This is a genomic window from Phytobacter sp. MRY16-398, from assembly GCF_003925915.1.
Classification (GTDB): Bacteria; Pseudomonadota; Gammaproteobacteria; order Enterobacterales; family Enterobacteriaceae; genus Phytobacter; species Phytobacter diazotrophicus.
Window position 1 is genome coordinate 768412 of the sequence record NZ_AP018756.1, and the last position, 23206, is coordinate 791617.

Consider the following 23206-nt stretch of genomic DNA (forward strand, 5'->3'; position numbering starts at 1 on the left):
CCTTTTGTTTTTACAATTCATTCGGCCAGGGGTTCAGTTCCGCCAAATAACGGCTGGCGGACAACCGACAAATAATGAGGACTTTATCGCCTCGTTTAAACGTCTTTCCTTCTTCGGGTTCCAGAAGTAAATAATGTACCTGCCCAAACTTATCTTTAAATTTTCCTTCGCAAGGGCGTTGAGGCTCCGCACTGTGACCCGTGATAATGGCCATAGCGCCAATAAAATCATCTTCTGTGATCGCGCTGGTTTCATCTCCCGGTAGCCAGCGCCCTAAAAGTTTACCGGTATAGTGTGTGCAAATACCTGAAAAAATAAGGCAAAAAGGGGTCAGGACTATATTGGGAAGCGGGGTTTGCAGCAGTGTCACGCTCATATGCTGTAAAAAAATGCCAGACAAGCCGAAGCAACCGGCGATAAGGCAAAGGACAACCAGTGCGGGAACGCGGCCAAAATTAAGGTAATGGAAAAACTGGTTCAAATGGCCTGAGGCGACGCCGTCATAATCACTCAGATGTGAATCAATAACACCTGAAATAACATTCCCAAAGAACAGTGAGACAATTTCCACAATACCTATAAGCGCCACAAATGCGAGGGCGAAAAAGTAGGGCGAGTAGTATTCAGGAAAAATATCCATATATTCTCCTTGGGTTATTTTTTTAAATCAGACGCATATTTTCGTTAGTATTGAAGGCGATATTATCATAAATGGGGAAGTAACAAAAAGACAGATGGACTCCCGGAATATCGTAGGGTAATCGATGAAAACCTTATCGATTACCCCTTTGCGGTTGGCTATGCGGGGGATGTCAGAATTGGCTTAAACGCCTGTGTCTGGCGAATCAACCGGAGGAATTGCCGGAGCTGGTTTCACCTCTGCTGACGCATTGCGATTTTCCAGTTCGTTCAGACGTTGCTCGAGCAGCGCTAGTTTTTCACGTGTACGGAGCAGTACCTGTGTCTGTACGTCAAACTCCTCGCGGCTGACGAGGTCAAGGCGAGTCAGTTGCGCCTGCAGAGACTGGCGGATTTTTTTCTCAACATCTTCCCCGAACTCGCGAATCCCTTTTGGCATCGATTCGTGGACCTGACGCGCAATCTGTTCAATTTTTTTCGGGTCAATCATTTGTATGTTCCCTGTTCGGATAGGTTCTGACAATTATTGTAGTGTGATATGCCATAACGATAAACCAGATTTGTTTGAAGGTTACGCGTTGCCGAAGGTAATCAATAGCGTTATAGTTATCCCGCTTATTCTCAGGGCGGGGCGAAATTCCCCACCGGCGGTAAATCAGCGATGTCCAATAGATTTCGCGTAGCGGCAAGGCGGCAACTGAGCGAACTCCAGGAACATAGTCAACTATGTAACTGGGATGAGTGAAGGAAGCCAACGCAGCAGCGGCGTGAAAGATGAAGGACAGATTGAAAGCCCGCGAGCGCTTTCGATGCAAATCGAAAGGTCAGCAGATCCGGTGTAATTCCGGGGCCGACGGTTAAAGTCCGGATGGGAGAGAGTAACGATTCAGTTGGGCCTGGAGGCCTGCTCGCGTTATTTTTTTATACTCCTAAGACTGCCCTGATTCTGGTAACCATAACTTTATTGAGGTCTTTTACCATGAATCAGACGCTGCTTTCTTCTTTTGGCACGCCATTCGAACGTATTGAAAATGCTTTAACTGCACTGCGCGAAGGTCGCGGTGTAATGGTTCTCGACGATGAAGATCGCGAGAATGAAGGCGACATGATCTTTGCCGCTGAAACCATGACCGTTGAGCAGATGGCGCTGACCATCCGTCACGGTAGCGGCATTGTTTGCCTGTGCATCACCGAAGATCGTCGTAAACAACTTGATCTGCCGATGATGGTTGAAAACAACACCAGCGCTTACGGTACCGGCTTTACCGTTACCATCGAAGCGGCTACGGGGGTTACTACCGGTGTTTCGGCTGCCGATCGTGTTACTACCGTGCGTGCTGCCATTGCCGATGGCGCTAAACCTTCTGACCTGAATCGTCCGGGCCACGTGTTCCCGCTGCGTGCGCAGCAGGGCGGTGTATTGACGCGCGGTGGTCATACCGAAGCGACGATTGACCTGGTGACCCTGGCAGGGTTCAAACCGGCCGGTGTGCTGTGTGAACTGACGAACGATGATGGCTCCATGGCGCGCGCGCCGGAGTGTATCCAGTTTGCTCGAGAGTACAACATGGCTGTTGTCACCATCGAAGATCTGGTGGCTTATCGTCTGGAGCATGAGCGTAAAGCCAGCTAAGTGATAGCCATGCAATGAAAAAAAATCCGAAGCCGGGCACCGACTTCGGATTTTTTTATTGTCACCCCTAAACCACCTCCTGGGGAGGTGGTGATTGATCCTGTAAGGCTATAGCCTGAAGAATGCCCATGCCGGAATATCTCTGCTTACTCACCACAAGTAAAAGGAGACAAACCGACATGGGGCTTTACAGGAGTTCATCACATGTATATTGGCGTTGCAAATACCACATAGTATGGACGCCAAAGTACCGTTTCAGGATCCTGAAAGATAATCTGGGCAAGGAACTTTACAGGACAATCTACATCCTATGCGGAATAAAAGATTGTGAGGTTCTGGAGTTAAATGTTCAGCCAGATCATGTACATCTGGTTGTAATAGTCCCGCCGAAAATCTCGATATCAACCCTGATGGGGCATCTGAAAGGCCGCAGTGCAATCAGGCTCTACAATCGTTTTCCACATATAAGAAAGAAACTATGGGGTAACCATTTTTGGTCCCGTGGCTACTTTGTCGATACGGTGGGAGTGAATGAAGAAATTATCAGGAGATATGTGAGGCATCAGGAGAAAAAGGAACAAATGCATGAACAGCAGATGGAATTGCTAGAGTAGTAACAGGAATGAGACAGTAGCCCCCCTTATAGGGGGCATTCTAAAAAGCCACCTTCTAAGAAGGTGGTCTTTTACTTCCCCGTGAGTACCTTACTGAAAATACCTCATTTATCCGCTTTGTTGATCTCGCTAATGGCGACAACGGCTTGCTACTTATAAAGTGGTACCCATGACGTAATCGCTCGCGCAACCACATGTGGAGCGTGATAAGGAAGGGGTATGCTGATTTATTGGTGCGGTTTTTTTGTCGTTGTGCTCGTGATGTTCGCGCATATCATGTACCTGCGCCGGAATTGCAGGGCATTTCGCCAGGATCGTGATGCACAACAGGAAGGCTATCAGCGCGCGTTAAAGATCATCCAGTCCATGCAAGCAAATGAGCAAGGGCAGGCGAAACCCGAAGCGGCTTCTGAAAGCGGCGTTGCTCAATAGGCGCGAGCAACGCCTGATTGTATTAACCAAATCCCATCGTTTGCAGCGCAACCAGGCTAAGGCCCATTACTGACATCCCGCAAAGCACGCCATAGCTTGGGTTGTTGTTGGGGTCTATCTCTTTAGCCAGCGGCATCAGTTCATCAACAGAGAGCGCGACCATAATGCCGGCAACCGCTGCCATGACCGCCGCCATCACCATCGGTGAGACCAGGCTTCCCAGAATCAGCCAGGCTAAAACCCCACCGAGAATCTCGGCAAAGCCGGATATCCCCGCCCAAAAAATTGCCGTTCGTTTTGAACCCGTTGCCGCATAAACCGGTCCGGCAACCGCAAGACCTTCTGGAATATTGTGCAAGGCTACCGCCAGGGCAATACCGAAACCGAGTTCAAGGTCGTTACTGGCCGTCACAAAGGTGGCGATCCCCTCCGGAAAGTTATGCAGGCTGATGCCCAGCGTCAATAAGATCGCCGTACGTTGGATCTTGCGGGGGACCGGGTGCTGCGAGCACGAACCCTGCATTAAATCCTGCGGGTGTGCATGGGGGAGCATACGGTCAAGGGCAAAGTAGCCCAACAGGCCGATGACGAACATGCCATAGCCCAGCATGGGTGACATGCCTTCGGTAGCCAGTGCGGCTGGCAGCATCTCCATAAGGGAGATAAGCAGCATAATACCGGCGGCAAATCCCAGCGAAAATGCCAGTACACGGTTTGACGGTTTCTGGCCAAGAACCCCCAGAAAGGCGCCGATAAAGGTAGCAGCGCCAGCAAGTAACGTCAGAATCAGTGGGGCTGACATGTATCACTCCTTATGATAATGATTCTCATTAATGTTAAATATTAATGGGTTCCAAAGCGAGGCCGCCGCATCACCTTTACGCAATTCTTACATTCAAAAATTCTGAATATCTTCATCATGCTTATCTGAGTTCATCACCCGATGAATAAGCGTAATGTGTGTTCATTAAATATGACACACTCAGTAAGGATATCATCATGTCTGCACCTCGCATGCCAGCACTGTTTTTGGGCCACGGCAGCCCGATGAATGTTCTGGAAGATAACGTTTATACCCGCGCCTGGGCTCAGCTTGGCGAAACACTGCCGCGTCCTAAAGCTATTGTGGTTGTCTCAGCGCACTGGTTTACGCGTGGTACCGGGGTAACCGCGATGGAAGCGCCGCAGACAATCCATGACTTTGGGGGATTTCCTCAGGCATTGTACGACACCCATTACCCGGCACCGGGTTCGCCTGCGCTGGCCCAGCATCTGGTTGAACTGCTGTCACCCGTGCCGGTTACTTTGGATAAAGAAGCCTGGGGTTTTGACCACGGTTCCTGGGGCGTGTTGATCAAAATGTATCCGAATGCCGATATCCCGATGGTGCAATTGAGTATCGACAGTACCAAACCGGCGGCATGGCATATGGAAGTAGGGCGTAAGCTGGCGGCACTGCGCGATGAAGGCATAATGCTGGTGGCGAGCGGTAACGTGGTGCATAACCTGCGTACGGCACGCTGGCATGGCGATAGCTCGCCTTATCCGTGGGCGACCGCTTTCAACGAATTTGTGAAGAATAACCTGACATGGAAAGGGCCGACCGAACAGCATCCGCTGGTCAATTATATGGAGCATGAAGGTGGTTCACTTTCTAACCCTACACCGGACCATTTCCTGCCGCTGCTCTATGTTTTGGGGGCGTGGGATGGGGTGGAGAATATCTCGATTCCGGTAGACGGTCTGGAAATGGGCAGCCTGAGTATGCTGTCGGTGCAGGTAGGCTAAGGCTTTGTAGCCCCGGAAAGCGTATGCGCACCCAGGGCTCCTTGTCGCACGTTACTCAACAAAAATATGCGGATAGAAACGTGACAGATCCTGGGTGATCAACGCCCGGTCTTCACGAATACCAATACCCGCAGGTTGATCGTTGATAAGCCAACTGCCAATCAGCGTGTAGCTGTCGCCAAACCTGGGTAACTGACAGAACTGCTGGACGATCATCCCTTCTTCGCCGTATGGGCCTTCGACTTCTTCGATCGTTTTGCCATTTTCGATAATGGACACATTTGCCCCTTCGCGAGAGAAGATAGGCTTAATGACGTATTTTTCCATTTCCGGGTGAGCATCTTCAGCAAACCAGGCGGGTAACAGGTTCGGATGGTTGGGGAACATCTCCCACAGCATTGGCAGGAGCGCTTTGTTCGAAATAATGCTCTTCCATGCCGGTTCCAGCCAGCGAACGCCTGCATCTTCCAGCTTGGTCGAGAAGTCTTCGCGCAGCATATACTCCCAAGGGTACAGCTTAAACAGATTACTGATCACCTGATCCTGCAGATCTGTAAACTGCCCTTTTTCCCCCAGGCCAATATCTTCAATATAGAGAAACTCGCTGGCCACATCCGCTTCTGCGGCGCAGTCTTGCAGATATTGCACGGTACCTCGGTCTTCAACGGTATCGCGACAGCAAGCGAAATGCAGCAGGTTAAAGCCATGCTGTTCGCGTAGCTCTGCAAAACGCTCAATAAGTTTTTCCTGCAGGCTGTTGAATTGATCGCAGCCTTCCGGCAGCTTGCCGGCGGTTATCTGATCTTCCAGCCAAATCCATTGAAAAAATGCCGCTTCATACAATGAGGTTGGTGTATCGGCATTATTTTCCAGCAGCTTCGGTTCGCCGGTACCATCCCACGCCAGGTCAAGGCGTGAATAAAGCGACGGCTGCCCGGTTTTCCAGGACTGACGTACAAAGCCCCAGGTGTGCTTTGGAATGCGGAATTTCGCCAGCAGTTCATCACTGGCGATAACCTTGTCCACAACCTGCAGACACATCTGATGGAGCTCGGCGGTGACCTCTTCCAGTTTCTCCACCTGGGCGAGCGTCAGTTTGTAGTAGGCATCTTCACACCAGTATGGCTCGCCATACATGGTGTGAAAGTTGAAACCATACTCGGTAGCTTTCTCGCGCCAGTCGGGACGTTCGACAATGTTGATTCTTTCCATGGTCATCAGCCGCCCATTGAACGGGTTGAGGTGCCGCTGGCGCTACGCTGCATAGAGGCGGCTTGTTTGGCCACGGACTGACCAAAACCGCCACGCGTGATGGTGGAGGTCGTTGCAGGTTTTGGTGCCATCGCGGTTTTCGAAACCGTTGCGCTACGGCCAGGCTGGGCTGCACCATAGCTTTTGCCACTGGCATCGGTGTACTGACCATAGGCCGGGCTGGCCGGGTTTTTGGAGCTGAACAACGGCTGCTGGGCATAACCCGCGCCGCCGCCCATCAGGCGACCCATCATGTAACCCGCCATCAGCGGCATCCAGAAACTGCCACCAGACTGTTGTGCCTGCGCCTGGTTTTCCGTCGCCATACCTGCCTGAGCAGGAGCTTGCTGACACTGACCTTCGCCAAACTCAGCGACGCAATCCTCGCGCGATGCATATTTCGGCGCGGTACGCGCTGCTTCTTTCAGCGCATTGTCATAGGTGGTTTTACATTCGGCGCTTTTGTCCGGGTTCGCCGAAGCACAGTCATCGGCATTTTGATACATTTTTACTGTTTCATCGTTTTGTTCGCACCCTGCCAACATAAAGACGGCAGTCACGGCCAGCGCTACGGGCGTCAGGTGACGCGCGCCCCAGCTTTTGCGAAACATCGCATGATTAATATTTTTTGTCCGTTTCATATTTGTCTTCCGAGACCCACAGGTATTAATAAAAGGTCAGGATAGTGGATGAGTGTCTGAAAATGAAGCAGGAGGCGGGTCAGCAGGGGGGATCTTTACGTTGCCTTACGTAAAAACGGGGGCTGTATGCCCCCGTACGATAATAATGGGAAAAAAGAATTAATGCGTTGTTTTGCGCACGCTGGCCGGCTGTGTCTGAGGAGCCTGTCCGTTTGCCATCTTCTCAACGCGAGCTTCTTGCTCTGGGTTTTCCGGCGCCACATTTTCTGGCGAGGTAGAGATAGGTTTACCCAGTGTGTTGTTCAGCGCCAGGAGATCCTGTTCATTCAGGGTGCCGAGAGCAGATTTAATATTCAACTGGTTAATCAGATAGTTATAACGCGCGCTGGAAAGTTGCTGCTTCGCGTTATACAGCGTGGTAGTTGCGTCCAGCACGTCCACAATGGTACGTGTACCCACGGAGTAACCTGCTTCCATCGCATCCAGAGAACTTTGCGCAGAAACAACGGCTTGTTTATACGCATTGATGCTGCTGATGGAGGCATTCACGTTGTTGAAAGAGGAACGAACGGTCTGTACAACGCTGCGGTGTGCGCTTTCCAGTTGCTCGCTTGCGCCAACAAAGTTGTACTGTGCCTGTTTCACCTGCGAATTCACCATCCCGCCCTGATACAGCGGCAGGGAGAAGCTCAGGCCCACTTTATTCTGACCAATTTTGCTGTCGTCATACTGGGCGCTGTTGGTACGGGAGCCGCTGTAAGAAGTATTCGATACCGCAGTAGACGCGGTCAAATCGAGCGTCGGCAGGTGACCATCTTGCGCCTGGCGAATCTGCTCACGCGCCAGATCCTGGCTCAGACGTGCCTGCAGCAACGTCAGGTTGCGGCTTTCTGCGTCCTTCAGCAGTGTGTTCACCGCCTGAGGTTTGTCTGTTTTGAAGCCATCAACGTTCAGTGATGCCAACTGCGGATAGTAGTTACCGGTGACCTGACGCAGTGACTCGACGGCATTGTCGAGATTGTTACGGGCGGTCACTTCGTTAGCCAGTACGGTGTCATACTGTGAACGGGCGTTCTGTACGTCGGTAATCGCAACCAGACCCACATTAAAACGCTGGGTAGTTTGGTCTAACTGACGGTAGATAGCCTGTTTCTGCGCTTCGGTATAAGAGAGCGAGTCAATCGCGCTTAATACGTTAAAATAAGCGGTGGCAGTATTCAAAATGAGCGTTTGCTGATCGGTCTGGTACGTCACATCCTGGATGCCTGCGGATTTTTCCTGTAACGTCAACGCACGCCATTTGGACATATCAAACAAGGTTTGCGTAAGCTGCAGGGAGCCGCTGGTGGCGTTGGAGTTTACACCATTGCTGTCGCGATAGCCATTGCTGTAGGTGTAATCCGCACCCAAACCCAGCTGTGGCAGTAACGGGCTGCGCGCTTCGTTAATTTTCTCGAAAGCTGCATCACGATCGGCGGCGGATTTACGCAGATCGGGATTGCTTAAACGCGCCTGCTGATAAACCTGCAACAGGTTTTCTGCCTGGCTCATAGCACTGAAACCTGTCAGGCTCAGGCCGATAAGAATGGGGAGCAATTTCTTCATTTGCATTCCTTGTTGTGAAGCATGAATAGCGCTGATCTAAATTCAGAAATATTCGCCGATTCTAACAGAGAGCGCCACCGCTGAAGGTTGGCGTAAAGTGCCATCCGACGTAAATTTGCCCCAATCTATCACATGGCGCTTTAAACGGCAGTCAAACAGGCTTGAAAACCACAAAATCAACATTAATTAATAACAGGATATCCGCATGAGTAAGCCAGAAACCTCTGCTGTGACTTTCACAAAAAACGATGTAGAAATTATTGCACGGGAAACGCTCTATAGCGGTTTTTTTTCGCTCGAACTCTACCGTTTTCGTCATCGTTTGTTCAATGGTGAGATGAGCGGTGAGGTACGGCGCGAAATTTTTGAACGCGGCCACGCTGCAGTCTTGCTACCCTTTGACCCAGTAAGGGATGAAGTGGTGTTAGTCGAACAGATTCGCATTGCTGCGTTTGATACCAGCGAAAGCCCATGGTTGCTGGAGATGGTGGCCGGCATGATCGAAGAGGGCGAGTCTGTTGAAGATGTCGTTCGACGTGAGGCGGTAGAGGAAGCCGGGCTGACCGTGGGGCGGGTAAAAAAGATGTTGAGCTATCTGGCAAGCCCTGGGGGCACCAGCGAGCGCTTATCCATATTGGTTGGCGAAGTGGACGCCACGCAGGCCGAAGGTATTCACGGTCTGGTGGATGAAAACGAAGATATTCGTGTTCATGTGGTGAGCCGGGAACAGGCTTATCAGTTGGTAGAAGAGGGGAAAATCGACAACGCAGCGTCTGTCATCGCCCTGCAATGGCTGCAACTGCATTATGAGAGCTTACGAAACGAGTGGAAAAAATGAAGCGTTATACACCTGACTTCCCTGAAATGATGCGCCTGTGCGAGACCAATTTCGCGCAGCTCCGCCGCCTGTTGCCGCGTAACGACGAGGCAGGCGAAACAGTGAGCTATCAGGTGGCGAATGCGCAATACCGGTTAACGATTGTCGAGTCCACCCGCTACACTACGCTTGTGGAAATCGAACAGACCCTGCCCGCAGTCAGCTACTGGAGCCTGCCATCAATGACAGTGCGCCTGTATCACGACGCGATGGTAGCCGAAGTGTGTTCGAGTCAGCAGATCTTTCGTTTTAAAGCGCGTTATGATTATCCGAATAAAAAGTTGCATCAACGCGACGAAAAGCATCAAATTAATCAGTTTCTGGCCGACTGGCTACGTTACTGTTTAGCACATGGAGCAATGGCGATTCCGGTTTGTTAGCGTAGTGAAACCTAAGGACACCATTTGGAAAGCCTGTTAAACCTTCCTCTGGCTGGTGGGGCCAGAGTCAGGATATTACAAATTACAGACACTCACCTGTTTGCCGAAAAACATGAAACGTTGTTAGGTGTGAATACCTGGGAAAGCTATCAGGCCGTACTGGATGCCATTCAGGCCCAGCAGCGTGAGTGTGATTTGATTGTCGCTACGGGCGACCTGGCGCAGGATCAGACCGCTGCGGCTTATCAGCATTTTGCTGAGGGCATCGCAAGATTTGGCGCGCCTTGTGTCTGGCTGCCAGGCAATCATGACTTTCAACCGGCGATGTATACCGCACTGCAGGAAGCAGGAATATCCTCATCCAAACGGGTAATCACTGGCGATAACTGGCAAATTCTCCTGCTTGATAGCCAGGTATTTGGCGTTCCGCACGGTGAGTTGAGTGAATTCCAGCTCGACTGGCTGGAAAAAAAACTGAGTGCCAGTCCTGAACGTCATACGCTGCTATTGTTACATCATCACCCGTTGCCTTCGGGATGTAGCTGGTTGGATCAACACAGCCTGCGCAATGCCGCAGAGCTGGATAACGTGCTGGCGCGTTTCCCACATGTTCGCTACCTGTTATGCGGGCATATTCACCAGGAGCTGGACCTCAACTGGAATGGCCGCCGCCTGTTAGCGACGCCATCGACCTGCGTGCAGTTTAAACCGCATTGTGCCAATTTCACTCTCGACACAATCGCGCCGGGCTGGCGCTGGTTGGATCTGTACCCGGACGGAAGCCTGCAAACTGAGGTCTGTCGTTTGCAATGCACGCGGTTCAACCCGGATACCGCGTCAGAAGGATACTGATGGCCACGCTCCTTTATTTGCATGGTTTTAACAGCTCGCCGCGTTCTGCGAAAGCGACGCAGTTGCGTCATTGGCTGGCTGAACATTACCCTGATATCAACGTTGTCGTTCCCCAGTTGCCCGCTTACCCGGCGCAGGCTGCGGAACTGCTGGAATCGTTGGTGATGCAACATGGCGGGCAGCCGCTGGGTATTGTCGGTTCGTCCCTTGGGGGCTACTACGCAACCTGGCTCTCTCAGTGTTTTACGCTGCCAGCGGTAGTGGTGAATCCTGCCGTTCGCCCGTTTGAATTGCTGGCAGAGTTCCTCGGTAACAACGAGAACCCCTACACCGGGGAGCAATATGTGCTAGAGTCTCGCCATATTTACGAGCTCAAAGTGATGCAGGTCGACCCGCTGGACGCGCCGGATTTAATCTGGTTGCTGCAACAGACAGGGGACGAAGTGCTGGATTACCGCCAGGCCGTGGCGTATTACGACGCATGTCGTCAGACGGTAGAAGAGGGCGGTAACCATGCATTTGTGGGCTTTGAGAATCATTTCACACAGATTGTCGATTTCCTTGGGCTCCATTGAGCCCGCCGGGAAACGAAGCGGTCACTATCTACGAACACACCATGACGCAATCCTATAACGCTGATGCCATAGAGGTACTCACCGGGCTTGAGCCGGTTCGCCGCCGTCCGGGGATGTATACCGATACCACCCGTCCCAACCATCTTGGTCAGGAAGTTATTGATAACAGCGTGGACGAAGCGCTGGCAGGCCACGCGAAGCGCGTGGATGTCATTCTGCACGCCGATCAATCTCTTGAGGTCATTGATGATGGTCGCGGTATGCCGGTGGATATTCACCCGGAAGAGGGGGTGCCTGCGGTCGAGCTGATTCTTTGCCGTCTGCACGCTGGCGGCAAGTTTTCCAACAAGAACTATCAGTTCTCCGGTGGCTTGCACGGCGTAGGGATTTCTGTGGTCAACGCCCTGTCTCGTCGCGTGGAAGTGAACGTGAAGCGTGACGGTCAGATTTACAATATCGCTTTCGAAAATGGCGAGAAGGTCAGCGACCTCAAGGTTGTCGGGACCTGCGCGAAACGCGCGACCGGTACCAGCGTCCACTTCTGGCCGGACGAGAAGTTCTTCGACAGCCCGCGTTTTTCCGTCTCCCGCCTGAGCCATCTGTTGAAAGCGAAAGCCGTGCTGTGCCCTGGCGTGGAAATCACCTTTAAAGATGAGGTGAACAACGCCGAGCAGCGCTGGTGCTATCAGGACGGTCTGAATGACTATCTTGCCGAAGCGGTAAATGGCCTGCCGACGCTGCCGGAAAAACCGTTTATTGGCAACTTTGCGGCTGAAACCGAAGCCGTGGATTGGGCACTGCTCTGGCTGCCGGAAGGCGGTGAGTTGTTGACGGAAAGCTACGTCAACCTGATCCCTACCATGCAGGGCGGTACTCATGTAAACGGTTTGCGTCAAGGGTTGCTCGACGCGATGCGTGAGTTTTGCGAATACCGCAATATTCTGCCGCGCGGCGTGAAGCTCTCGGCGGAAGATATCTGGGAACGCTGCGCATATGTGTTGTCGGTGAAGATGCAGGATCCGCAGTTCGCCGGGCAGACCAAAGAGCGTCTGTCATCGCGCCAGTGTGCGGCCTTTGTTTCCGGCGTAGTGAAAGATGCCTTTAGCCTGTGGCTGAACCAGAACGTGCAGGCCGCAGAAATGCTGGCGGAAATGGCGATTTCCAGCGCCCAGCGTCGCCTGCGTGCCGCGAAGAAAGTGGTGCGTAAAAAGCTCACCAGTGGCCCGGCGCTGCCAGGCAAACTCGCTGACTGTACCGCTCAGGATCTCAACCGTACCGAGCTGTTCCTGGTGGAAGGTGATTCGGCGGGCGGTTCTGCCAAGCAGGCGCGCGATCGTGAATATCAGGCGATCATGCCGCTGAAAGGTAAGATCCTGAATACCTGGGAAGTCTCCTCTGATGAGGTGCTGGCTTCGCAGGAAGTGCATGATATCTCTGTGGCGATCGGTATCGATCCGGACAGTGACGATCTGAGCCAGTTGCGTTACGGCAAGATCTGTATTCTGGCGGATGCTGACTCGGATGGTCTGCACATTGCGACGCTGCTGTGCGCGCTGTTTGTGAAACATTTCCGCACGCTGGTGAAGAACGGCCATGTCTACGTTGCTCTACCGCCGTTGTATCGTATCGATCTGGGCAAAGAAGTTTACTATGCCCTGACCGAAGAAGAGAAAACGGGTGTGCTGGAGCAGCTTAAGCGCAAAAAAGGCAAGCCAAACGTGCAGCGCTTTAAAGGCCTGGGTGAAATGAACCCGATGCAGTTGCGCGAGACGACGCTTGATCCTAACACTCGCCGACTGGTGCAGCTCGTCATCAGTGATGACGATGATCAGCGGACGAATGCAATGATGGATATGCTGTTGGCCAAGAAACGTTCGGAAGATCGTCGCAACTGGCTGCAGGAAAAAGGTGATATGGCGGATATTGAAGTTTAAGCCACTGAGACTCTTCAGGCCTGGTGGCCTGAAGAGTGCTTGCCTCAGTTAGTCCATTATCGCTTTCTGTTTCGGCGAGAGGGGCTGTGTTTCAGGGGCCATTTCCGGCCAGAGTTTTTCATATTTTACCCCAGTCAGATCTTCCACAATGCTGCGTGTTTCAGGTGTTACTGCGGCACGTGAACCATTCTTTTTCAGTCTATCTACTTCATCAACAAATACTTTGTGGGTCTGTTTATTCAAATGGAAGGTCAGAGCCTGCCATAAGGCGAGAACCAGCAAACCTGCGGTACCAATAAACAGTGTCATGGCAATGGTATGCACTGCTTGTTCTGGCTGGACCTGGCTGCCTTTTACAAAACCGCCCTCCTGCAAAATAAAACCGACAACAAAGGTCGCAATAGCGACGGTAGTTTTGCGAGAGAAGGTCATCACCGCTGCAAACAGACCTTCACGGCGCTGACGCGTAATCATCTCATCAATATCCGGAATAAACGGGAAGACATTCCACGGGGTAAATTCCAGAACACAGCGACCGACCTGGTACAAACCGGCCAGGATAATCAGCAACAGGGCTTTTTGCTCCGTCGGGAAGAGATAAATCAGCAGAATACCGCCAAGGCAAAGCATCATCGTACTGTAGGCAAAAACATAAAGTTTTGATGGGCCAAATTTGATGATAGCGAAACCGGCCACCAGCGTAACGGGCAGACCGATGATACTCATCGACAGCAGGCTTCCCGCAAATGCGGAGGAAACTTGCAGGCAGTAGACGCAGAAAAAGACGAAAACGGTATTGTAAATGTCTTTGGCGGTAAACGAGAGCAGATAGATGGCCAGATGTTTACGGAAGGCTCTCACTTTCAGCGTTGACAAGTAGTCCTTAAAAAGGCCCAGAATATTGACCCGTGAAGCTGAGCGATCGCTTTCCAGTTCGGCAAGCATTTCCGGCGTTAATTCGCGCTCCCAGGTCACTTTCCACGAGATAAATACGCAAACCATAAAAGCCACGGCAAATACGATGCCGTTTATCAGATAGGCTTCCGCACTCTTTTCGCCGAGGTAGCCAATCAGCAGCCCCGGAATAAATGTGGCGAGAAAGGTTCCCGTTGCAGAAAGAAACATACGCCCGGTGGATAGTTTTGTCCTGGCGTTGAAATCTTTGGTCATTTCAGAGGGCAGCGTTTCCCACGGGATAAGCACCATGGCAGCGATAATTTCAAAGGCAAGATATACGCTGAGATAGAACCAGTAGTTCATGCCATTAAGCCAAAGAAGAGCATAAACCAGCATTAACGGTGAACCAATCAGCAGGAAAAATCGGCGACGGCCAAATTTCTTACCCAGCCTATTTTTATAAAAATGGTCTGTGAATGTTCCCATGAACAAACTGATAATAGCATCGACAATACGCGCTATAGCTACGATGGAAGCAGCTTCTAATGGCGAGAGGCCCACAAACGTTGTGTAATAAAATAATAGCCATGCGCCAATGACGGTAAAAGCACCACCACCCATAATATCGGTAAGGCCATAACCGATACTGACAGGTATGGTAATTTTTCTTTCTGAGTTCTTCATGTTTTATCTCGATTATAAAATCAGAAATTGAAATAAGAACGGGCGTTGTCAGCGCAAATCCCTTTGATCATACTGGATAAAATATCCATATCTTCTGGTACTTCGCCCCGATCCACCCAACCGCCTATAAGGTTGCAAAGAATACGTCTGAAATAATCATGGCGGGTATAAGACACAAAACTACGGGAATCCGTAAGCATGCCAATAAAATTGGCAAGTAATCCCTGGTCGGCCAGAGTCATTAATTGATTGTTCATGCCGCGTTGGGTATCGTTAAACCACCATCCAGAACCGAACTGCATGGGTGATTTAATCCCTTCTTCGCCACTCTGAAAATTAGCCAATGCCGAGGCTACAATATCGTTATAGCCAGCGTTTAAATTATAGAGAATGGTTTTAGGCAGACCATTATTTTCCGCCATTGCGTTAAGCAGGGCATTTAAATTCGCAGCCAGGTTTTGTTGGTCGGCAATTGAATCAAAACCACTATTAATACCAATAGCGTGATATTGCGGCATATTATTATTTCGGATAGCACCGAAATGAATCTGCATTGCCCACTCTTTTTGCTTATAGAGAGCAGCGAGTTTCACAAAGATAATGCTGTTCCATGCCTGCATCCCTTCCGCGGAAAGTGTTTGTTGCGCCATTCTGGCCGCAAAAAGCGCCTCTGCTTGTTCATCGCTGACGCGCTGATAGCTCACTTCTACCGGGCCATGATCGGAAATACGACAGCCAACCTCATGGAAGAAATCGATACGCGCGGCAATCGCAGCAATGAATGATGAAAAATGCGTAATATTGACTGAGCTTATTTCAGCGAGTTGAGTGACAAATTGGCTAAACCGGATAGGATCTGTTTCGAATAACTCATCGGGGCGAAATGTCGGTAATACGCGCGTAGCGAACCCTTTCTCATTTTTAAGACGCTGGTGGTATTTCAAATCATCCAGGGGCTTATCCGTCGTGCAAATAATTTCAACATTTGACCGCGAAATAAGTGCGCGAGGTGAAAAATCACTATTTTTTAGTTTATTGTTACATTCATTCATCACTTCACGCCAGTTGTTACGGTTTAGCGGGGTGTGAATATCAAAATAGGTGGCGAGTTCAAGATGTGTCCAGTGATATAACGGATTGCCAAAGCTGGATTCAATCGTTTTAGCCCAGGCTTCAAACTTCTCCTCAGCAGAAGCATTGCCTGTAATATATTTTTCCTGAATGCCATTGGCGCGCATAGCTCGCCATTTGTAGTGATCACCTTCAAGCCAGAGCTGGGTGATATCGCGAAAAGGTTTGTTTTCGAAAATGTCCCGGGCTTCAAGATGACAATGATAATCCAGTATCGGCTGTTTCTTCGCATAGCGCGTATATAGTATTTTTCCTGCTTTACTGTTAATCATAAAATCGTCGTTAATCAACGTCATGATCGACTTGCTCCTGAAATTTTTACCGAAGGTTTTTTTATAAATGCAATAACTGAGCTGTATTTACGGTATACCTAAAAACCGCACAGTCTACTACCATACCATATAAGTTTTTAATTATGTGAAGGGGGTCAAATTTTGAAATAGTGTTTTAACTGTGCTTGTAGTTAGATTGTTAACGGGCGCTTAACATATTGTTCAATATATTTAACCTCGTTTATTGATTCAGAAAATCTATTGATTATTAAAGCCCATCGTTTTACTGTACTGCTCATCATCTACTAGTATGGTAGATATTTTTGCTCATTCGGGTTGAGGTTGTTCTATGCAGATGACAATGCGGTGGTTTGGGTCAACAGAGGACAAAGTTTCTCTGGAATATATTCGTCAGGTTCCGGGCGTAGAAGGGGTTGTCGGTGCGTTGTACGACATCCCGGTGGGTGAAATATGGCCCGAAGATAAGATTGAAGCGCTGGTCGGCCAGGCCACTGCCGCCGGCCTGAAAATGGAAGTCATCGAGAGCGTTAATATTCATGATGACATCAAAATTGGCCTACCGAGTCGCGACCGTTACATTGAAAATTACAAGCAAACCATTCGCAATCTGGCGCGGTTTGGTGTGAAGGTCATTTGCTACAACTTCATGCCTGTTTTTGACTGGATGAAGACTGACATGAACTATGTTCTGCCAGACGGCTCCCTGACCATGGCCTTTGAGAAAAAGGATATTGATAAAAGCCTGGAAGAGGTGGTGAGTGAGGTGCTCAGTAATTCAAACGGCTTTGCACTGCCTGGGTGGGAACCTGAACGTCTGGCGCAGGTACAGAAATTATTCGCCAGTTATAAAGGTGTCGACGACGAAAAATTACGGGAAAATTTAGTTTATTTTCTCAAGGCAGTCATTCCGGTTTGTGAAGACGTTGGTGTCAAAATGGCAATCCATCCGGACGATCCGCCGTACTCTATTTTCGGCCTGCCGCGCGTTGTCAAAAATCGTCAGGATCTGGATTGGCTCTGTAACGCCGTCGATTCAGAAGCCAATGGTATCACCCTGTGTACGGGCTCAATTGCCGAAGACCCTGAAAATAATGTCTACGAGATTCTGGCTGAATTTACCCGTCGCAAGCGTATTCATTTTGCCCATGTGCGTAATATTAAACTTATTAAGGATAAAGACTTTTATGAGTGCGCACATCCGTCACAGTACGGCTCTCTGGATATGTACAAAGTGATGCAAGCGCTGCACGACAATGGTTTCGAGGGTTATATTCGCCCGGATCATGGCCGTTTTATCTGGGGGGAAACCGGTCGTCCGGGCTACGGATTATACGATCGCGCGCTGGGTGTCACTTACCTTGTGGGCCTGTGGGAAGCGTTGCAAAAACAGTCGGCGTAATGTTCTGAAACTGGCGGTATTGCCTCGCCAGATCCCTGCGGTTCTGAAATCAGGCACGCCTGAATAAGGCGTTTTACGGCGCAACCGGATGTCCCGGCTGCGCTTTTTCATAACCGTTATCTCTCTTCTTCCCGGTCTACTCCCCCTCTACTCCTCATGGCGTACAACGCCGCTTCAACGCTTTTATTCTCACTTTAAAGGTGTATTTTATTTGCAATATATCGTTTCAACCGACGCATATTTTATTAAGGATGAAACATGCAACGCATTGTTATACCAACACATTATGTGCACGTGCGCTCAACACCGTTATGGACTAAAGAGACCGCCCCCGCCTCTATCTGGCAGCGGCATCTGGATGCCGGTACGCGCCAGGGGGTAAATCCACGCTTGTGCGTTATGCAGGGGGCGATTCGCTATTACGGCTATGCCGATGAAACCAGCCCGCAACCGGTGGAAACGATGACCATCGAAGCCGGACAGTTTGGCGTATTTCCGGCAGAAAAGTGGCACCGCATTGAAGCGCTATCAGACGATACGGTATTCAACGTCGATTTTTGGGTCGATCCCAAAGTACTGATTGAAGGTTGAGGGGGGATGTCATGACAACGGAAAACAAAGGCTATTCGCTGGCCGTCACAAACCGTGGCAGCAAAACAACGGCAGAAAAAGTGTATCTGAAACCGATGGCGCTGTATGTGCCGGATATCGCCGTCGCGGCGGTGGCTGAGCTGGTTGAAAAATTGGCGGATAAGAGCGCAAGCGAGAAGGGTTTTATCCTGACGGTGACCAATAACAACAACGGCGTGTCAGTGGATAAAGATTTCTCTGCGCTGGCAGAGCTGCACGATGCCACTGTGGCGGCGGATGCGGTCAAAGATCTGATCAACATCGTGCGTGGCTATGAGTCTGATGAAGAGACCAACGTCTGCGGATGGTGAATCGCTTTTGATGTCGCATGAAGGATGCTGTTATCGTGATTTACCCCTGTGAGATGAAAATTTATAGCTTTTATCTCACAGGGTTAATGGCAACGCGTATCGCCGATCCCTTGTATAGCCCGGACAAGACGCTTACGCCGCATCCGGGAAACCCTGAGACAAGATCGGGGGACAACGAGGAGATTAGACCCCTTGTTCCAGAATGCGGATATGCGTTTCCAGCACATCGCCTTTCACGGCTTCGCTCCAGGCTTTCATATGTGGCGTTTGCAGATGCGCTTCTAAATGCGCCACGCTCTCCCAGTTTTCCACCATGATAATGGAGTCCGGTGCGCTCGTCTGGAAACTGACGCCTGCGGCATGGTCAACCCACGGCGCATAGCCATGGCAACCCTCTTCCTGCAACACAGTCGGGATAATTTTTGCGAATTGATCAAGGACCGCCTGGCGATGGTGCTGGCCAGGACGGGTACGAATTTCAGCAATCACTGTCAACATGGTTAACTCCTTCTAAGTCCAGCTTCACAGTTAAGCAAAAATCTCCGCAAGATGCTTGCGATATTCCTCAATATAACGCGGCACATCTGGCATTTTGATCACGTCATTCGCGATAAAGCTCGGCAGAGCTTCCATCCCAAGGAACTGATTCGCTTTGTGGAACGGCAGATAAACACCGTCAACGCCGACGCCATGGAAGAACTGCTCTTCATCGGTAAAGGCATCAAGCGGTGCGTTCCAGGTCAGAGAAAGCATGTATTTTTTCCCCTGAATCAGACCACCGGAACCGTACTTTTTCGCGCCGTCAGAACGGGTTCGCCCATCGCTGGCATACAGCGAGCCGTGGCCTTCGGTAAACACATCGTCCATGTATTTTTTTACGGTCCAGGGAGCACCCATCCACCAGCCTGGCATCTGCCAGATAACCACATCGGCCCAGAGAAAATTCTGCACTTCTTCTTTAACATCATAATCTCCGTCGGTACGTACGCTTTTTACTGCGTGTCCGTTATCACGCAGAAAACTTTCGGCGACAGAGGTGAGGGTGTCATTGAGTTGACCATTAGAGTGGGCGAATTTTTTTGCGCCGTTGATAATCAGGATATTGCTCATTTTTTGTCCTTAGCAAAACGTTAATGCCGGTAATTTTATCCCGCATGCGTCAATGACAAAACTGGCAAAGCGTGCAAAGACTTTTGCATTTAAAGCAATAATCGCTTTCGGAGTGGGACTGAAACGACTGCGTGTATTGCGCAAGATCGGTCAGGATTAACCTTCGTCGAACCGCCAAAGTAGCGCCTCAGGAGGATGCGATGAACGACACGCGTAAGGCGGTTTATTCAGCACGTTTCAGAATGGTTTGTCACTACATTGAACGTCATCTGGATGAGCCCTTATTACTGGAGGCATTGAGTGCGATTGCGCACTGCTCGCCTTTTCACTTTCACCGGATGTTTACAGCCTGGAGCGGAATGCCGCTTTATCGCTATATCCAGTGGCTGCGGCTGCGTCACGCCTCATGGCGGCTGGCGTTTAATCCGCACGATAAAATTATCGATATCGCCCTGGATGCGGGTTTTCAAAATCCGGAGTCGTTCAGTCGCGCCTTCAAAACGGCGTTAGGCGCCAGTCCCCGTCAGTTTCGTCGTGAACCGGACTGGGTGAACTGGCACCGACGCGTACCGAAAAACGTTTCTCAGGAGCGAACGATGAAAGAGATCAACATAGTCCTGTTTCCGACCACGCCAGTGGCGATGCTAAAACACCGGGGCGACCCGGCGCAGGTGAATGCCAGCGCCGCGACATTTATTGAGTGGCGGCGAAGTAGCGGTCTTTCGCCGGTTGAGCGTTATCCGACATACGGTATTGCATGGGACGATCCCGAGTCAGTGCCTGCCGACGCGTTCCGCTTTGATATTTGTGCGGCCGTGGAGCAGGCAGTACCGGCAAATACGTTTGGCGTCGAAAATGGCGAAATCCCCGGCGGGCGCTGCGCGGTCATCCGTCATCATGGCTCGCTCGACTCCGTGGGAGAGAGCGTGTATCACCTCTTTCGGCACTGGCTGCCGGAGAGTGGTGAAACCGTGCGCGATTTCCCGGTCTTTTTCCACTATCTGAATTTTGTGCATCAGGTGCCTGAGCACGAACTCAAGACCGATATTTACCTTCCTCTCGTGTAAGCCTGACGCGGTCACCAGCCTTCGGTGGCCGCCAGATGCCTGAACAGGCGAAAGTCCCCCGGCGCGATAGGTTTTGTACGCGCATCACTATGCCTTAACGTCACAGATAGGGTAGTATCTGCGGCAATATTGCCGCCGAAAAGGCGGACGCACATGTTGAGGAATCACACTTAATGAGCGATATGGCAGAGCGCCTTGCGCTACATGAATTTACGGAAAACGCGTATCTGAACTATTCCATGTACGTCATCATGGACCGTGCGTTGCCGTTTATCGGTGATGGCCTGAAACCTGTTCAGCGTCGCATTGTTTACGCTATGTCTGAATTGGGGCTGAGCGCCAGCGCCAAATTCAAAAAATCCGCCCGTACCGTGGGCGACGTACTGGGTAAATATCACCCGCACGGCGACAGCGCCTGTTACGAAGCCATGGTCTTAATGGCACAGCCATTCTCCTATCGCTACCCGCTGGTTGACGGGCAGGGGAACTGGGGGGCGCCGGACGACCCGAAATCCTTCGCCGCAATGCGTTATACCGAATCCCGTTTGTCCAAATACGCCGAAGTGCTGCTGGGTGAACTGGGGCAGGGGACGGCGGATTGGGTTCCGAACTTTGATGGTACGCTGCAGGAGCCGAAGATGCTGCCTGCGCGCCTGCCGAACATTCTGCTAAACGGCACCACCGGGATTGCAGTCGGGATGGCGACCGATATCCCGCCGCATAACCTGCGTGAAGTGGCAAAAGCGGCGATCACCCTGATTGAACAGCCGAAAACCACCCTCGACCAGATTCTGGATATCGTTCAGGGGCCGGATTATCCGACCGAAGCAGAAATCATCACGTCGCGAACTGAAATCCGTAAAATTTACGAGAACGGTCGCGGCTCCGTACGTATGCGTGCGGTGTGGAAAAAAGAAGACGGCGCCGTGGTGATTACCGCGTTGCCGCACCAGGTTTCCGGCGCGCGCGTACTGGAGCAGATTGCCGCCCAGATGCGCAACAAAAAGCTGCCGATGGTGGATGACCTGCGCGATGAGTCCGACCACGAAAACCCGACCCGTCTGGTGATTGTGCCGCGCTCCAACCGCGTGGATATGGAGCAGGTTATGAACCACCTGTTTGCCACCACCGATCTGGAAAAAAGCTACCGTATTAACCTCAACATGATCGGTCTGGACGGACGTCCGGCGGTGAAAAACCTGCTGGAGATCCTCACCGAATGGCTGACTTTCCGTCGCGATACGGTACGTCGTCGCCTGAATTATCGTCTGGAGAAAGTGCTCAAGCGCCTGCATATCCTTGAAGGCCTGCTGGTAGCATTCCTCAATATTGACGAAGTGATTCATATTATTCGCACCGAAGATGAGCCGAAGCCGGTTCTGATGTCGCGGTTTGGCATCAGCGAGACCCAGGCCGAAGCCATTCTCGAACTGAAATTACGCCACCTCGCCAAACTCGAAGAGATGAAAATTCGCGGCGAGCAGGACGAACTGGCAAAAGAGCGCGATCAACTGCAGGCTATCCTTGCCTCTGAGCGCAAGATGAATAATCTGCTCAAGAAAGAGCTGCAGGCGGATTCCGATGCCTTTGGCGACGACCGCCGTTCACCGCTGCATGAACGCGAAGAAGCGAAAGCGATGAACGAACACGATATGCAGCCGTCTGAGCCAGTGACTATCGTACTGTCGCAAATGGGCTGGGTACGTAGCGCCAAAGGCCATGACATTGATGCACAGGGCTTAAGCTACAAAGCGGGCGATAGCTGGAAAGCGTCGGCGAAGGGCAAGAGCAATCAGCCGGTGGTCTTTATCGACTCGACCGGGCGCAGCTATGCCATTGACCCGATCACGTTACCTTCCGCGCGTGGGCAAGGGGAGCCGTTAACCGGTAAACTGACCCTGCCGCCGGGTGCCGTTGTTGAGCATATGGTCATGACCAACGAAGACCAGAAACTGCTGATGGCGAGCGATGCCGGTTACGGTTTTGTCTGCACATTCAACGATTTGGTGGCGCGCAACCGTGCGGGTAAGACGCTGATCAGTCTGCCGGACAACGCCCGTGTGATGCCGCCGCTGGAAATTGAAAACGACGCGGATATGCTGCTCGCGATCACCACGGCAGGCCGCATGCTGATGTTCCCGGTGGGCGATCTGCCGCAGTTGTCAAAAGGCAAAGGCAACAAGATAATCGGCATTCCGTCGGCGGAAGCCGCCAAAGGCGAAGACGGCCTGGCGCATCTCTACCTGCTACCGCCGCAGAGCACGCTGACGATTCATGTGGGTAAACGTAAAATCAAACTGCGCCCGGAAGAACTGCAGAAAGTGCAGGGAGAACGTGGCCGTCGCGGGACGCTGATGCGCGGCTTGCAGCGTATCGACCGCGTTGAGATTGATTCACCGTCCCGCCCCAGCGTCGGAAACAGCGAAGAGTAATTGTTCTGCATTCATCCCCCCACACATCGTT

The 23206-nt window shown here is 51.2% G+C and carries 24 protein-coding genes; 14 read left to right on the plus strand and 10 right to left on the minus strand.

Annotation, left to right across the window (positions count from 1 at the left end; translation table 11 throughout):
* Positions 1 to 10 precede the first annotated feature (10 nt).
* Together MRY16398_RS03685 and ubiK are read right to left on the minus strand one after the other, a co-directional pair.
* Entirely contained in the window at positions 11 to 640 is a 630-nt protein-coding gene (locus tag MRY16398_RS03685) for an OB-fold-containig protein (protein WP_125123853.1), read from the minus strand.
* Positions 641 to 823: 183 nt separating this feature from the next.
* Positions 824 to 1129 carry a ubiquinone biosynthesis accessory factor UbiK gene (gene ubiK / locus MRY16398_RS03690; protein WP_039078104.1) on the minus strand — a complete coding sequence of 102 codons (306 nt, stop codon included), beginning with the start codon at positions 1127 to 1129 and terminating at the stop codon, positions 824 to 826.
* Between the two features lie 489 nt (positions 1130 to 1618).
* Here ubiK and ribB point away from each other — a divergent pair, with 489 nt between their 5' ends.
* The 3 genes from ribB (at position 1619) to MRY16398_RS03705 (ending at position 3318) form a co-directional block, all read left to right on the plus strand.
* Entirely contained in the window at positions 1619 to 2272 is a 654-nt protein-coding gene (gene ribB / locus MRY16398_RS03695) for a 3,4-dihydroxy-2-butanone-4-phosphate synthase (protein WP_125123854.1), read from the plus strand.
* 179 nt (positions 2273 to 2451) lie between these two features.
* Positions 2452 to 2886 (plus strand): IS200/IS605 family transposase, encoded by a 435-nt coding sequence (gene tnpA, locus MRY16398_RS03700; RefSeq protein WP_107224832.1) that lies wholly within the window; start codon positions 2452 to 2454, stop codon positions 2884 to 2886.
* A 219-nt stretch (positions 2887 to 3105) separates the two neighbouring features.
* Positions 3106 to 3318, plus strand: coding sequence for a hypothetical protein (locus tag MRY16398_RS03705; RefSeq protein ID WP_125123855.1), 213 nt, complete (start codon positions 3106 to 3108; stop codon positions 3316 to 3318).
* A gap of 22 nt (positions 3319 to 3340) precedes the next feature.
* Here the strand turns inward: MRY16398_RS03705 and zupT are convergent, their stop codons facing one another.
* Positions 3341 to 4120 (minus strand): zinc transporter ZupT, encoded by a 780-nt coding sequence (zupT, locus tag MRY16398_RS03710; protein ID WP_039078101.1) that lies wholly within the window; start codon positions 4118 to 4120, stop codon positions 3341 to 3343.
* 197 nt (positions 4121 to 4317) lie between these two features.
* Between zupT and ygiD the strand changes: the two genes are divergently transcribed.
* Positions 4318 to 5106 carry a 4,5-DOPA-extradiol-dioxygenase gene (ygiD, locus tag MRY16398_RS03715; RefSeq protein ID WP_039078100.1) on the plus strand — a complete coding sequence of 263 codons (789 nt, stop codon included), beginning with the start codon at positions 4318 to 4320 and terminating at the stop codon, positions 5104 to 5106.
* A 51-nt stretch (positions 5107 to 5157) separates the two neighbouring features.
* Here the strand turns inward: ygiD and MRY16398_RS03720 are convergent, their stop codons facing one another.
* The 3 genes from MRY16398_RS03720 to tolC all read right to left on the minus strand — a co-directional run bounded on the left by MRY16398_RS03720 (position 5158) and on the right by tolC (position 8603).
* On the minus strand, positions 5158 to 6318 hold the full coding sequence (locus tag MRY16398_RS03720; RefSeq protein WP_039078189.1) for a glutathionylspermidine synthase family protein: 1161 nt from the start codon (positions 6316 to 6318) through the stop codon (positions 5158 to 5160).
* A gap of 5 nt (positions 6319 to 6323) precedes the next feature.
* A complete protein-coding gene (locus MRY16398_RS03725; protein WP_039078099.1) occupies positions 6324 to 6998 on the minus strand; it encodes a DUF1190 family protein in 675 nt (224 codons plus the stop codon).
* Positions 6999 to 7157: 159 nt separating this feature from the next.
* Positions 7158 to 8603 (minus strand): outer membrane channel protein TolC, encoded by a 1446-nt coding sequence (tolC, locus tag MRY16398_RS03730; protein ID WP_039078098.1) that lies wholly within the window; start codon positions 8601 to 8603, stop codon positions 7158 to 7160.
* Positions 8604 to 8808: 205 nt separating this feature from the next.
* Here tolC and nudF point away from each other — a divergent pair, with 205 nt between their 5' ends.
* The 5 genes from nudF to parE are packed head-to-tail and all read left to right on the plus strand — an operon-like array spanning position 8809 to position 13221.
* A complete protein-coding gene (nudF, locus tag MRY16398_RS03735) occupies positions 8809 to 9441 on the plus strand; it encodes an ADP-ribose diphosphatase (RefSeq protein ID WP_039078097.1) in 633 nt (210 codons plus the stop codon).
* Positions 9438 to 9860, plus strand: a complete 423-nt coding sequence (locus tag MRY16398_RS03740; protein WP_039078096.1) for a DUF1249 family protein — start codon at positions 9438 to 9440, stop codon at positions 9858 to 9860. The genes nudF and MRY16398_RS03740 overlap by 4 nt, the downstream gene beginning before the upstream one ends.
* 24 nt (positions 9861 to 9884) lie before the next feature.
* Positions 9885 to 10712 carry a 3',5'-cyclic-AMP phosphodiesterase gene (gene cpdA / locus MRY16398_RS03745; RefSeq protein WP_039078095.1) on the plus strand — a complete coding sequence of 276 codons (828 nt, stop codon included), beginning with the start codon at positions 9885 to 9887 and terminating at the stop codon, positions 10710 to 10712.
* The gene (gene yqiA, locus MRY16398_RS03750) at positions 10712 to 11287 is read left to right on the plus strand and encodes an esterase YqiA (RefSeq protein WP_039078094.1); all 576 of its coding nucleotides are present in this window, start codon (positions 10712 to 10714) and stop codon (positions 11285 to 11287) included. The genes cpdA and yqiA overlap by 1 nt, the downstream gene beginning before the upstream one ends.
* 41 nt (positions 11288 to 11328) lie before the next feature.
* On the plus strand, positions 11329 to 13221 hold the full coding sequence (gene parE, locus MRY16398_RS03755; RefSeq protein ID WP_039078188.1) for a DNA topoisomerase IV subunit B: 1893 nt from the start codon (positions 11329 to 11331) through the stop codon (positions 13219 to 13221).
* Between the two features lie 48 nt (positions 13222 to 13269).
* Here parE and MRY16398_RS03760 read toward each other — a convergent pair whose 3' ends face one another.
* Positions 13270 to 14802 (minus strand): MFS transporter, encoded by a 1533-nt coding sequence (locus tag MRY16398_RS03760; protein ID WP_110295737.1) that lies wholly within the window; start codon positions 14800 to 14802, stop codon positions 13270 to 13272.
* 20 nt (positions 14803 to 14822) lie between these two features.
* Entirely contained in the window at positions 14823 to 16229 is a 1407-nt protein-coding gene (gene uxaC, locus MRY16398_RS03765) for a glucuronate isomerase (RefSeq protein WP_125123856.1), read from the minus strand.
* Between the two features lie 325 nt (positions 16230 to 16554).
* On the opposite strand from uxaC, the gene uxuA reads away from it, so the two are divergent.
* The 3 genes from uxuA to MRY16398_RS03780 all read left to right on the plus strand — a co-directional run bounded on the left by uxuA (position 16555) and on the right by MRY16398_RS03780 (position 18566).
* Positions 16555 to 17625 (plus strand): mannonate dehydratase, encoded by a 1071-nt coding sequence (uxuA, locus tag MRY16398_RS03770; protein WP_039078091.1) that lies wholly within the window; start codon positions 16555 to 16557, stop codon positions 17623 to 17625.
* A 258-nt stretch (positions 17626 to 17883) separates the two neighbouring features.
* Positions 17884 to 18216, plus strand: coding sequence for a DUF1971 domain-containing protein (locus MRY16398_RS03775; protein ID WP_039078090.1), 333 nt, complete (start codon positions 17884 to 17886; stop codon positions 18214 to 18216).
* A gap of 11 nt (positions 18217 to 18227) precedes the next feature.
* On the plus strand, positions 18228 to 18566 hold the full coding sequence (locus MRY16398_RS03780) for a DUF1869 domain-containing protein (RefSeq protein WP_039078089.1): 339 nt from the start codon (positions 18228 to 18230) through the stop codon (positions 18564 to 18566).
* Positions 18567 to 18749: 183 nt separating this feature from the next.
* Here MRY16398_RS03780 and MRY16398_RS03785 read toward each other — a convergent pair whose 3' ends face one another.
* Together MRY16398_RS03785 and MRY16398_RS03790 are read right to left on the minus strand one after the other, a co-directional pair.
* The gene (locus MRY16398_RS03785) at positions 18750 to 19064 is read right to left on the minus strand and encodes a putative quinol monooxygenase (protein WP_039078088.1); all 315 of its coding nucleotides are present in this window, start codon (positions 19062 to 19064) and stop codon (positions 18750 to 18752) included.
* Positions 19065 to 19094: 30 nt separating this feature from the next.
* A complete protein-coding gene (locus tag MRY16398_RS03790; protein ID WP_039078087.1) occupies positions 19095 to 19676 on the minus strand; it encodes an NAD(P)H-dependent oxidoreductase in 582 nt (193 codons plus the stop codon).
* A gap of 200 nt (positions 19677 to 19876) precedes the next feature.
* Between MRY16398_RS03790 and MRY16398_RS03795 the strand changes: the two genes are divergently transcribed.
* Both MRY16398_RS03795 and parC read left to right on the plus strand, forming a co-directional pair.
* Positions 19877 to 20743, plus strand: a complete 867-nt coding sequence (locus tag MRY16398_RS03795; RefSeq protein WP_071194544.1) for an AraC family transcriptional regulator — start codon at positions 19877 to 19879, stop codon at positions 20741 to 20743.
* Between the two features lie 173 nt (positions 20744 to 20916).
* Positions 20917 to 23175 carry a DNA topoisomerase IV subunit A gene (gene parC / locus MRY16398_RS03800; RefSeq protein ID WP_039078085.1) on the plus strand — a complete coding sequence of 753 codons (2259 nt, stop codon included), beginning with the start codon at positions 20917 to 20919 and terminating at the stop codon, positions 23173 to 23175.
* Positions 23176 to 23206: the final 31 nt, after the last annotated feature.

Excerpts from the sequence above, each read along its gene's own strand:
- MRY16398_RS03685 (WP_125123853.1), bottom strand. The coding sequence starts at position 640 with ATGGATATTTTTCCTGAATACTACTCGCCCTACTTTTTCGCCCTCGCA.
- ubiK (WP_039078104.1), bottom strand. The coding sequence starts at position 1,129 with ATGATTGACCCGAAAAAAATTGAACAGATTGCGCGTCAGGTCCACGAA.
- ribB (WP_125123854.1), top strand. The coding sequence starts at position 1,619 with ATGAATCAGACGCTGCTTTCTTCTTTTGGCACGCCATTCGAACGTATT.
- tnpA (WP_107224832.1), top strand. The coding sequence starts at position 2,452 with ATGGGGCTTTACAGGAGTTCATCACATGTATATTGGCGTTGCAAATAC.
- MRY16398_RS03705 (WP_125123855.1), top strand. The coding sequence starts at position 3,106 with ATGCTGATTTATTGGTGCGGTTTTTTTGTCGTTGTGCTCGTGATGTTC.
- zupT (WP_039078101.1), bottom strand. The coding sequence starts at position 4,120 with ATGTCAGCCCCACTGATTCTGACGTTACTTGCTGGCGCTGCTACCTTT.
- ygiD (WP_039078100.1), top strand. The coding sequence starts at position 4,318 with ATGTCTGCACCTCGCATGCCAGCACTGTTTTTGGGCCACGGCAGCCCG.
- MRY16398_RS03720 (WP_039078189.1), bottom strand. The coding sequence starts at position 6,318 with ATGGAAAGAATCAACATTGTCGAACGTCCCGACTGGCGCGAGAAAGCT.
- MRY16398_RS03725 (WP_039078099.1), bottom strand. The coding sequence starts at position 6,998 with ATGAAACGGACAAAAAATATTAATCATGCGATGTTTCGCAAAAGCTGG.
- tolC (WP_039078098.1), bottom strand. The coding sequence starts at position 8,603 with ATGAAGAAATTGCTCCCCATTCTTATCGGCCTGAGCCTGACAGGTTTC.
- nudF (WP_039078097.1), top strand. The coding sequence starts at position 8,809 with ATGAGTAAGCCAGAAACCTCTGCTGTGACTTTCACAAAAAACGATGTA.
- MRY16398_RS03740 (WP_039078096.1), top strand. The coding sequence starts at position 9,438 with ATGAAGCGTTATACACCTGACTTCCCTGAAATGATGCGCCTGTGCGAG.
- yqiA (WP_039078094.1), top strand. The coding sequence starts at position 10,712 with ATGGCCACGCTCCTTTATTTGCATGGTTTTAACAGCTCGCCGCGTTCT.
- parE (WP_039078188.1), top strand. The coding sequence starts at position 11,329 with ATGACGCAATCCTATAACGCTGATGCCATAGAGGTACTCACCGGGCTT.
- MRY16398_RS03760 (WP_110295737.1), bottom strand. The coding sequence starts at position 14,802 with ATGAAGAACTCAGAAAGAAAAATTACCATACCTGTCAGTATCGGTTAT.
- uxaC (WP_125123856.1), bottom strand. The coding sequence starts at position 16,229 with ATGACGTTGATTAACGACGATTTTATGATTAACAGTAAAGCAGGAAAA.
- uxuA (WP_039078091.1), top strand. The coding sequence starts at position 16,555 with ATGCAGATGACAATGCGGTGGTTTGGGTCAACAGAGGACAAAGTTTCT.
- MRY16398_RS03775 (WP_039078090.1), top strand. The coding sequence starts at position 17,884 with ATGCAACGCATTGTTATACCAACACATTATGTGCACGTGCGCTCAACA.
- MRY16398_RS03780 (WP_039078089.1), top strand. The coding sequence starts at position 18,228 with ATGACAACGGAAAACAAAGGCTATTCGCTGGCCGTCACAAACCGTGGC.
- MRY16398_RS03785 (WP_039078088.1), bottom strand. The coding sequence starts at position 19,064 with ATGTTGACAGTGATTGCTGAAATTCGTACCCGTCCTGGCCAGCACCAT.
- MRY16398_RS03790 (WP_039078087.1), bottom strand. The coding sequence starts at position 19,676 with ATGAGCAATATCCTGATTATCAACGGCGCAAAAAAATTCGCCCACTCT.
- MRY16398_RS03795 (WP_071194544.1), top strand. The coding sequence starts at position 19,877 with ATGAACGACACGCGTAAGGCGGTTTATTCAGCACGTTTCAGAATGGTT.
- parC (WP_039078085.1), top strand. The coding sequence starts at position 20,917 with ATGAGCGATATGGCAGAGCGCCTTGCGCTACATGAATTTACGGAAAAC.